This is a genomic window from cf. Phormidesmis sp. LEGE 11477 (assembly GCF_015207105.1).
Lineage (GTDB): Bacteria > Cyanobacteriota > Cyanobacteriia > Phormidesmidales > Phormidesmidaceae > Phormidesmis.
Genome location: NZ_JADEXO010000172.1, coordinates 1 through 9,624 on the forward strand (window position 1 = coordinate 1; position 9,624 = coordinate 9,624).

Here is a 9,624-nt window from a genome sequence, read left to right on the forward strand (position 1 = left end):
GGAATACAGTGACTTCTGCGGTTTGTTTTGGAGCAATTCGGGGATTGTTTTGAACGGACAGGCAAACGTCTACTTTGTTGATGAGGGTTTGAAAGTGAGCGCTTGCCTTTTCAATCTTCTGGTGTACATGACTACGGATCGCGTCGGTGATCTCGATATTTTTCCCCTGGATTACTAGCTTCATGAAGCAGCCTCCCCTGTGGCGGTTTAGGTTTATACTTTTTAACCCTAGCATCGGCGTTTTGATCGATTGGCAAACTGTCAAGATTTTAAGCATCCGTTGATAAATCTTGACTTGAGCCGATGTTCTGATCTGTGAAAGAAGTGCTAGCAAGTGGGAAGGCGACGGAAGCTGCAATGCATCGAGGTCTAGAAAAGAGCCCAGTAGAAGAAAGCCCAGTAGAAGAAAGCCCAGTAGAACAGTTGGATGCGCGACTAGGCTATGTATTGTCGCTAGAGGCAGCTATTCCCTATGCGATCGCCTGGAAATGGCAGCAGCAGCTCGCTAACAGATACAAGGGCACTAGCGACGAGAGTACTGATGCGGGCAGTATGAGAGATACGCTGATATTGCTTCAGCATCCGCCTGTCTACACATTAGGGCAGGGGGCTGATATAAAGTTTTTGAAGTTTGCGCCTGAGTCTAAGCACTATGAAATCCATCGAGTAGAGCGAGGTGGGGAGGTAACCTATCACGCGCCAGGTCAGGTAGTAGGTTATCCCATTTTGAATTTGAGGCAGCATCGGATGGATCTGCACTGGTATCTAAGACAGCTTGAGGAAGTGATTATTCTGGTACTAGCAGAGTATGGGCTGAAAGGCGATCGCATTCCAGGAATGACGGGTGTTTGGGTGAACGGTTACAAGCTCGCAGCAATTGGGATTAAAGTGAGTCGCTGGATTACGATGCACGGGTTCGCTTTGAATGTATGCCCTGATATGAGTGGATTTGAGCGGATTGTTCCCTGTGGCCTAGAGGGAAAATCTGTGGGGGCGATGGCGCAGTTTATCCCAGACATTCGCTTGAGTGAGGTTCAACAAACCTTGATCAAACGGTTTGAGCGGGTATTTGGGCTCGCTTTTCAGCCTGTTTCAGTATCCGATCTAAATCTATAGGCTAATTCCGTAAGCGTTGGGTATCGGACGAGGCCGAGTACGAAAGGCTAGATGGTCATAGACTGAAGCGGGCTAGGTTGAAAACAACTAGGTCTGAAAGTCGACTTCTAGTAGAGACAAGTCATCTTCAAATTGATTACCGCCAAATTTGCTAACCCGTTCGATAAGCGTGCTGATAGTGAGCTGTTGTCTAGCCTCTAACTCGGTCAAGATGGTTACCAGACCGGTCAGTCCTAACTGCGAATTAGCTTGGGCAACAGATGATTTCTGCGGATAGATTTCGTAGATACCATCGCTGAAAATATACAAACGGCTACCGGTTGAAATAGTGCATTTCTCCGATCGATAGCTGCTGTCAGGCATCATGCCAATCGGCATACCGGGGGTTCTAAGCTGCTGTAGTTCGATAGCGCTGTTTGAACCCTCAGCCGTCAGCCGCCTTACGGTAGAACTTGTGGGCGTAGAACTTGTGGGCGTAGAACTTGTCATTGGGCGGATTGAGCTGTAAGGACTAGCGTCGGGCATGACCAGCAAAGCTGGCGGGTGTCCGGCACTAGCATAAACAAGCTGCCTAGTCACTCGGTTGTAGACGCCATACCAAATGGTGAAATATTTATCGTTTTGCTCGGTCATCTGAAAGGCGTCGTTGAGACCTCTCAAAACAGTCTCAGGGCGATGGAAGTCGACGCCAGGAAGTGATTGCGATCGCAGCACATTCAAAACCGAGGTCGATAGCAGCGCCGCACCTAATCCATGCCCCGACACATCTAGCAGATACATAACCAAATAGTCAGGATCGAGCCAGTAGTGGTCAAAACAGTCGCCTCCCAGCTCTTGAGAAGAAATAAAGCGAGAAGTAATTGAGATACAGCTCTTGGCATCTTCCGGCGTATCTCTAGGCAACAGCGAGGTGACATAGGTAGCCGCTTCCGCTAGCTCGTTTTCTAATCTACGAGTTTGCGCCTTGAGCGCTTGCATCAGCTTATGAAGTCGCAGCCCAGAGTTTACCCTGGCGACTAGCTCAGCCGTATCAATGGGTTTGATCAGCAAATCGTCTGCGCCCGCCTCTAGCGCCTCCACTCGATTAGCCATATCGGTATGGCTAGTCATGATCAAAAACGCAGTCGTCGCTAGCTGAGGATCTTGCTTGATTTGGCAGCAGATATCGATTCCGCTAGCACCACCGGGCAGCAGTAAATCGCAGATGATCACAGAAGGGGATAGATGCAGCGCTTTGTGGAGCCCGCTATCGGCATCGTTGGCCGTTTCCACCTGATAGCCATGCTTTTGAAGTAGTCGTTGCAGCCCCTGTAAAATAAAGGGATCATCATCGATCAGCAAAATGTCAGTCAGCGTGACCGAGTGACCCATCAAACTCTGATGGGCGGACGAACCTAGCTGAAGATATGGCGTAGACGAGGCGTTAGAAGTCATAGGCAGCCTGAACAGGAATATCCTCCTCCGATGGGCCAGACGGAGTGTGAGGCGCTTCTAAAATAAGACGGCTGGAAATAGAATGGTTCCACAGATCAACAAAATCGACTAAGTAGTAAGGTAGCTCGTTTGAGCCGTCTGCCTTTCTATCGGGTATGACAAAATCTTCTAGATCAAATAGATGCAGCCGCTCCATCATCTCAATTTCAGAAGGTTCTAGAATATTGGCTCGATAGGCTCCCGATTCATCAATGGCACTAAAGCAGCAAACCTGGTAGTAGTTTCCGCCCGAGAGCTCTCGGTATTGCACCAGGGTATAGACGTCAGCAGGCTGGATAGGAAAAGGCAGCGAAAGCGTAATTTTTTGCTGGGTCGGCAGGAGCGAGAGACGTAAAGCATTACGGACACCATAGTAGCCAACTTTATCTGACTGAAGCGGATACTTGCGGTGGCGAGGTTGAACATGAGTTCGCATGAAGGTAGCAATGCCGAGGGCTTCTTCGGTATAGGCACCAATCAAGCTGACATGGACATCGTAAGCCGGGACATTGCTGATATTGAAGACTTCAAGGGCTAGGTTAGTATGCCCTTCTGAATCGGTAGCTGGCTGCAAGTCCCAATAAAGATGGGGTAAGGCAGTGAGTCTAAGCTGTTTTTCTACGACGTTGCGATAGTAAGTGCTTTCTTGCTTTAGCTGTTTGAGATTTCTATTGGTTAGCCAGACATAGGTTCCTGTCAACCCAACTAATGCCAAGTTGCAAATGATCAAAATGGGTTCCATGCCATCCCCTTTCTTGTCCCTTCATCTCCTTAGTACTCAAAACCATACCCCAAACTATGCTTTCTATTCAGGCGCAGCAGACCCTTTCTATGTATACGCGCGATGGTGTGCGGCTCGACGCAGATGTTTACTTTCCAACAGGACCAGGACCGTTTCCGGTTTTGCTGATGCGCCAGCCCTATGGCCGGGCGATCGCGTCTACCATCGTCTATGCCCATCCGCGCTGGTATGCCGCGCAGGGCTATATTGTCGCCATTCAAGATGTGCGAGGAAGAGGGACATCTGCAGGTCAATTCTCGCTATTTGCCCACGAAGTCTCAGACGGAAAAGACGCCATCGAGTGGGCAGCTAAAATTCCAGGTAGCGATGGACAAGTCGCCATGTACGGCTTTTCTTATCAGGGGATGACTCAGCTACAGGCGGCGCAGACAGCTCACCCGGCGCTGAAGACGATTGTGCCAGCGATGACTGGCTACCACCTATACGAAGATTGGGCTTACGAAAACGGAGCCTTATGCTTTCAACTAGGGCTGACGTGGGCACTGCAGCTAGCAGCGCAAACCGCTCGAATAGGAGGGGATAGTCAGACCTACCAGAAGCTGGTGAAAGCGGCCCGTGACCTGCCGATAGCTGAGGCTATACCCGCTTCTCCAGAGGTGCTAGCAGAGGTCGATACTTTTTTCCACGACTGGGTGGGTGCGTCGAAGCGCGATCGCTATTGGCAGCGGTTAACACCGCAGTTAGACCTGGTCGATCTACCCATGCTGCACATTGGCGGTTGGTTTGATCCCTATCTGCGCGGAGATCTGCGACTGTACCAAGAAATGGCGGCCCGCAGTCAGCATCTGCATCATTTCTGGGTGGGGCCTTGGGTCCATATTCCCTGGAGTCGAAAGGTCGGCGCGGTGGATTTCGGCCCCGCTGCCGCTAGTCCGATCGACCGGCTACAAATTCAGTGGTTTGATGCCATCTTGAAAGGGCAAGGGATAGATGAATTACAGCAGTCGCTGCCGGTTCATCTGTTCGAGATGGGCCGCAATCAATGGCGATCGCTCAGGGCCTGGCCACTAGTCTCTCAGCCGCCTGTTGAGTCGCCTGTTGAGCCGACCGCTGGACCAGCAGCTAAGCCGATTGCTAGGCTAGCAACACCTCAACTAGAAAGCAAAACAAAAACCTATTTTCTCTATAGCGATGGACTCGCAAATATCCGTGAGGACAGCGGCGTACTCTTGGAAGCACCAATCGAAAGGCTAGTCGAAAGGCCAGCTAGAAGGCTACAGGTCGATACGCTGGTACATGATCCATGGAATCCTTGCCCGGCTGCAGGCGGTCACAGCTCGATTCCGGCTGGGGTGTTCGATCGCACATCCGTAGACTCGCGCGGGGATGTGCTGACCTATACATCAGCGCCATTGGCTGAAGAGCTGCGGGTGGTGGGTGTGCCAAACGTTGAGATAGCGATCGCGGCTTCAGCCCCTAGCTACGATTTTTGTGCTGTTCTCTCTAGAGTCATCAATGGTAAAGTCTACAACCTTACCCAGGGATACGGACGATTTTGGCAACTCGAAAGTCAGCGTTCGGAAGGAAGATCCATTTCACTACCGCTACACCCCACTTGCTTTAATATCTTTCCAGGAGAGGCCCTGCGTCTGAGCCTAAGCGCTGCCTGCTATCCTGCTTTTTTAGTCAATCCTGGAACGGGGACACCTATACGAGAAAGTAAAGCAATAGACGCTCAAATTATCACGCTAACAATTGCACTCGGTGACGACGTTGCAAAGCAGCGGTCTGGCCATTGCGGCGCTAGGCTTAGGCTGCCGGTAGTTCCTGATTAAAAACTTCAAACACTCGGCGACAGCAGTTCCTCAAAGATTCTCCTGAAGCCGGATCGGGTGTGATCGCCCCTTCAAACCGCCAGTCATCAATGGTAGATAGCCGCCACCGCTGTCCCTGATGGTCAAAGCCTCCCACTTCGAGGCCAATAGCCCGGCGCTGTTTGCTCCCGGCATCTTGGTGAAGACGAATTTGAATCAATAGACTGCGGCATTGAAACAGACGGCTTACGCCTGGGAAGTGAAAGCCAATATCGACTGAATCTGGATCGATTAGATCCCTAGTTGTAGAGTCGTTCAGCCAAGGTTTCAGGTCTGCTCTCAAGTCAGGTAGCTCGGATTTAAAGAGTCCAACCGTTGCTGCAATCTTACTAGCAAACTCGATTGTTGATGCTTGTTCGGCTGCGTTCACACCACCTCACTGAATTCAGTTCATTTATTGTAGCGGCCAAATATTCACGAGTCACTGCGGGTAGTGAGCTGGTCACTTTTGGTTTTTGATATGCAGTTTGTATTGCAAAGTAAGGATGCGCTCTTCACTTTGCCAGAAGAGTTACCGGTTGTTCTGTAACGGTTTTGGCCGACAAGAATGTCCAAAGCAGCTCTTCGGAAGCTATAAAGTGGCTATGTTTTGTGCCATACCTGCTGGCCGGGCCTGCTATAGGGTTTCTTCACCTAGTTCTTGTAGACTGATCTTATGGAATGTAGTGTGCAGGCTTACTTAAGTACATCCTTGCTCAGGCGCATTCTCAAGCACATCATAGATTAGGAGGCTGAATGGAGGGGCACACTCCAGTTTTGCCTAAGGATGGTAGACCCTTCAAACTATTGTTCTTTGTTGACAAACGACCAAACTCAACTGAACAAATTCGGCAAGTGCGCGCGCAGGTGAAAGCGCTAGGCGCACCGAACATGGTCGACTTAGAGATTGTCGATGTCAACAACCAGCCATACCTAGCAGAGCGATTTAAGCTGGTGGCAACGCCAGCGCTAATCAAGGTATCAGAGAATAGCTATCAAGTTTTGGCGGGGAGTGATGTAGCAACTCAACTGGCGCACTGGTGGCCACGATGGAACCAGGAAGCGCTTGGGGACGAATCGTCTGAAAACGGGCCGAGCTCTTTTTTGTCCACACCTGATGGTATTAGAATCAATGCGGTCGATCAATCTACAGAAGTAATCAAGCTATCAGATGACATCTTTCGCTTAGAGCAGGAGAAGGAAACGCTGTCTTCTCATATTGAGTTTAAAGATCGCATCATTGCGATGATGGCTCACGATCTGCGTAATCCACTGACAGCGGCTTCGATTGCACTAGAAACTTTGGAGCTAGCCTTTGAACCTGGGGGGACAAAAGCAGACAAGTTTACGCCAGAGCTAATTGCTCATCTGCTCGGCAGCGCCAAAACACAGATTCGGACGGTCAACAGCATGATCACAGAGATCTTACAGGCTGCTAGAGGCTCTAGCGCCAATATAGAGGTGTCGCCGCAAGATCTGAACCTAGAAGATCTGTGCATGGTAGTGATAGAGTCTTTTGCACCAAAATTATTGGCTAAAAAGCAGACTATGGAAACCGACTTGCCACAGGATCTGCCTCACATCTATGCCGATGCAGACCAAGTACAGCGCGTCCTTAGCAACCTCATAGACAATGCGATTAAGTATACGCCTGTGATGGGCAAAATCGGCATTGCCGCGCTGCACCGGACGACGGAGAAGGTGCAGGTTAGCATCAGAGATAACGGGCCAGGGATTCCTCGGGATAGTCAGAAGAATATCTTCGAGGAGAGCTTTCGGCTAAAGCGCGATCGCGCTAAAGATGGATACGGTTTAGGGCTAGCGCTTTGTCAGCAAGTAGTCAGAGCTCATTATGGCCAAATTTGGGTCGATTCTAAGCAGGGTGAAGGTAGTTGCTTTCACTTCACCTTACCTGTATATCAAGGAACGAACGGCGGCTGAGCTGCTTGTGTCCTATAGCATCAAGGTGTCTAAACTAAGTGTCTAAATGCGCTGACGAACTTATATCACGAGCTTACCTGCATCCTAGCCGCACTCGATACAAGAACAGCGAAGCAGCAGGCTTACTGGCCTTCAATCATCTTCGCTTTCATTTCAGCTAGCTGTGCATCGACGTTACCCTGCCCTTCTAGCTGAGCAAACTGCTTTTCGACGTCATCAACGCCTATTGTTCCGGCGACTTCTGCCTGCGCTTCTAAATCTAGAACCCGCGACTCCATCTTCTCAAACGCGCCTGTAGCACCCGGCGCGTTACTCATTAACATCTCATGCAGTCGAACGCTTGACTGCGCCGCTCTAGCCCTAGCAATGTACATATCTTTTTTGGTCCGGGCTTCAGCAATTTTTCGTTCTAACAGGCTCATATTAGACTTTAGCTGTCGGACAATTTCCTTTTGCTGAACAATCTGAGGTCTTAGCGTCTGAACCGTTTGACTGTATGTTTGACGGCGTTCGAGAGCATCCCTAGCTATAGGATCATCGCCTTTTTGCAGTGCTAGCTGAGCCCTGTTGTACCACTCTTGGGCGGTACGTTCGGCCTGTTCGCACTGCCTCTCGGTGCGCTTTTGAGTGGCGATCGCCTGGGCCACCGCCTGACGCATAGCGATTAAATCGCGCTGCATATCTTGCAGTGTCTGCTGCAAGATCTTTTCAGGATCTTCAGCGCCGTTTACCAGCGTATTGACATTTGAGCGAACCAAGCGCGAAATGCGATCAAGCAGTCCCATCGATGGAGCCGTCCAGCGAACTTACTTCATTAAAGATAGCGTTGGATGCATTCGCCCGCTATCTTTGCGAAGCTTCTAATCCCCTAGCAAAACCACTCTAATCGGTCGTAGGACCATACACTTCAGCTGCGATATTACTCTCTTTTAGTTCTTCAATAAACTGCTGCGCTGATTGGGCATTGTCAAAAGCAGCTACCTGAATTCGATTGCCATCTGCAAACTGACGCACAAACGCCTCACTGATAGTTTCTCTAATCTGCAAAAGCGCCTGTTCTGAGGAGAAAGGAACCGTGACGTAGTAAGTGAGTCCGACCGGTAATACAGCAGCCTGCGTTTCGGCCACGGCTGAGGTGGGGCTAGGTTCAGGCTCAGCCGCAGGTGGTACAGTGCTAGCTGCGGCGGGCGCGGCGGGTGCAGATAGTCCGGCTGGCATAGGAGGCGTCGGGGGTAGCTGGCCTGAGTTGAGTAAATCGGGCGCGATCAGTCCCGTTTCAGGCATCTGCAACGAGCTGAGATTGTTGATTCCTATTTCGACAAATTCAGCGCTCGACAGGTCTGGGCCGGGCGGATCAAAATCTGTGGCGGTATTTTCTACCTCAAGATCAGCTAGTCCATTAGCTAAGCGCTGGGTGACCAGCGGATTAGACATCACATAGCTAGCACCCAGCCCAGCCACTAATCCAAAGAATCCTAGCGCTGCGCCAGCTATTAAAGAAACGGTTTTACGTCTAGAGCGATCGACGGCAGATCCAAATGATTCTAACTGCGTTGACTGATCCTCAAGGCTTTCGATTAGTTTCTCAGAAGAGGTGAGATAGCTGCTGGGCGTATTACTGCCAGCTAAAGTGGGTGCGATCGCCTCTACAGCCCCTACGGCCTCTGCAAAGCGAGCCTGTGACAATTGATTCGACAGGGGTTGAGATGATCCAACCGTAGCAGGGACTATGTGTTCAGCAGAGCTGTTTGCAGCTTTTGTCAGTGGACTGAGCAAAGCCGACATAGATAGATCACAAGTGCCACTGCTAACCGGATCAACGAGAGGCTTAGGTACTCGCTGCGCTGAGACAGGCAGAGCTGGCAGGTCAGAGCCTAGAAAATCACGATCGTACGAGCTAGCAGCTAGCAGCTTCTTATTAGGTGGAACGGACGGTAGGCCCATCACCAAAGCCGCCTCTTCTGGGTTCTCGCTAAATACAGGATCGGTTTCTATACTAGTCAAGGCATCTGCTACGTGCGAGCTACCAAGCCGACGGTTGCGGCGATAGCGAATTAGCTCACCCTCTAAACTGATATTAAGACCGCTGAGTACAGCGCTTAGCTGAGGAGATAAACCATGAGTAGTAAGCTGCACCGCCATAACAGGCTCCTTCATATCAGCAATAGTCACTAGATAGTCACTAGAAGGTACCCTGTTTAACTCAGCGAAATAACATCATATTTTGATGTGTCAGGGCCGAAAACCAGCCAAAGACTAACTAAAAACCAGAGCGACCATGGGATTAGAAGGCTTAAGTAGCTTGATCAAGGGGCTAGAGAACCAAGATAGCTGGCAGACACAGCGACAATTTCGTTTGGTGCTACAGCACTGGCCGAAGGCAGTTGGGTTTGCTGTCGCTAGACAAACTCGGCCCGTCAGCATATGTAGATCAGAACTCTACGTAGCAGCAGCTACATCGGTATGGGCTCAAACGCTCACCTACGAACGATTCAAGAT

General features: G+C 50.3%; 10 protein-coding genes. 4 read left to right on the forward strand and 6 right to left on the reverse strand.

Translation table 11 applies throughout. The features are described from left to right. Positions 1-184, reverse strand: a 184-nt coding sequence (hpf, locus tag IQ256_RS27175; RefSeq protein WP_193858825.1) for a ribosome hibernation-promoting factor, HPF/YfiA family, incomplete at its 3' end; no start/stop codon positions are given. A 173-nt stretch (positions 185-357) separates the two neighbouring features. On the opposite strand from hpf, the gene lipB reads away from it, so the two are divergent. Beyond that, positions 358-1,116 (forward strand): lipoyl(octanoyl) transferase LipB, encoded by a 759-nt coding sequence (gene lipB / locus IQ256_RS27180; RefSeq protein WP_228025337.1) that lies wholly within the window; start codon positions 358-360, stop codon positions 1,114-1,116. 87 nt (positions 1,117-1,203) lie between these two features. Here the strand turns inward: lipB and IQ256_RS27185 are convergent, their stop codons facing one another. Together IQ256_RS27185 and IQ256_RS27190 are read right to left on the reverse strand one after the other, a co-directional pair. Continuing rightward, positions 1,204-2,550, reverse strand: a complete 1,347-nt coding sequence (locus IQ256_RS27185) for a SpoIIE family protein phosphatase (RefSeq protein WP_193858826.1) — start codon at positions 2,548-2,550, stop codon at positions 1,204-1,206. Further along, on the reverse strand, positions 2,540-3,331 hold the full coding sequence (locus IQ256_RS27190) for a hypothetical protein (RefSeq protein ID WP_193858827.1): 792 nt from the start codon (positions 3,329-3,331) through the stop codon (positions 2,540-2,542). The genes IQ256_RS27185 and IQ256_RS27190 overlap by 11 nt, the downstream gene beginning before the upstream one ends. A gap of 56 nt (positions 3,332-3,387) precedes the next feature. Between IQ256_RS27190 and IQ256_RS27195 the strand changes: the two genes are divergently transcribed. Then, positions 3,388-5,166 (forward strand): CocE/NonD family hydrolase, encoded by a 1,779-nt coding sequence (locus tag IQ256_RS27195; protein ID WP_193858828.1) that lies wholly within the window; start codon positions 3,388-3,390, stop codon positions 5,164-5,166. Here the strand turns inward: IQ256_RS27195 and IQ256_RS27200 are convergent. Further along, complete coding sequence (locus IQ256_RS27200; RefSeq protein WP_193858829.1) at positions 5,141-5,575, reverse strand: hypothetical protein; 435 nt, start codon at positions 5,573-5,575, stop codon at positions 5,141-5,143. The genes IQ256_RS27195 and IQ256_RS27200 overlap by 26 nt on opposite strands. Before the next feature lie 365 nt (positions 5,576-5,940). On the opposite strand from IQ256_RS27200, the gene IQ256_RS27205 reads away from it, so the two are divergent. Beyond that, positions 5,941-7,125: a histidine kinase gene (locus tag IQ256_RS27205; RefSeq protein ID WP_193858830.1), complete on the forward strand. Its 1,185-nt coding sequence runs from the start codon at positions 5,941-5,943 to the stop codon at positions 7,123-7,125. A gap of 122 nt (positions 7,126-7,247) precedes the next feature. Here the strand turns inward: IQ256_RS27205 and IQ256_RS27210 are convergent, their stop codons facing one another. Next, positions 7,248-7,910, reverse strand: a complete 663-nt coding sequence (locus IQ256_RS27210; RefSeq protein ID WP_193858831.1) for a PspA/IM30 family protein — start codon at positions 7,908-7,910, stop codon at positions 7,248-7,250. Positions 7,911-8,007: 97 nt separating this feature from the next. Then, a complete protein-coding gene (locus IQ256_RS27215) occupies positions 8,008-9,282 on the reverse strand; it encodes a hypothetical protein (RefSeq protein ID WP_193858832.1) in 1,275 nt (424 codons plus the stop codon). Positions 9,283-9,403: 121 nt separating this feature from the next. Here IQ256_RS27215 and IQ256_RS27220 point away from each other — a divergent pair. Then, on the forward strand, positions 9,404-9,624 hold a 221-nt coding region (locus IQ256_RS27220), incomplete at its 3' end, for a DciA family protein (RefSeq protein ID WP_193858833.1).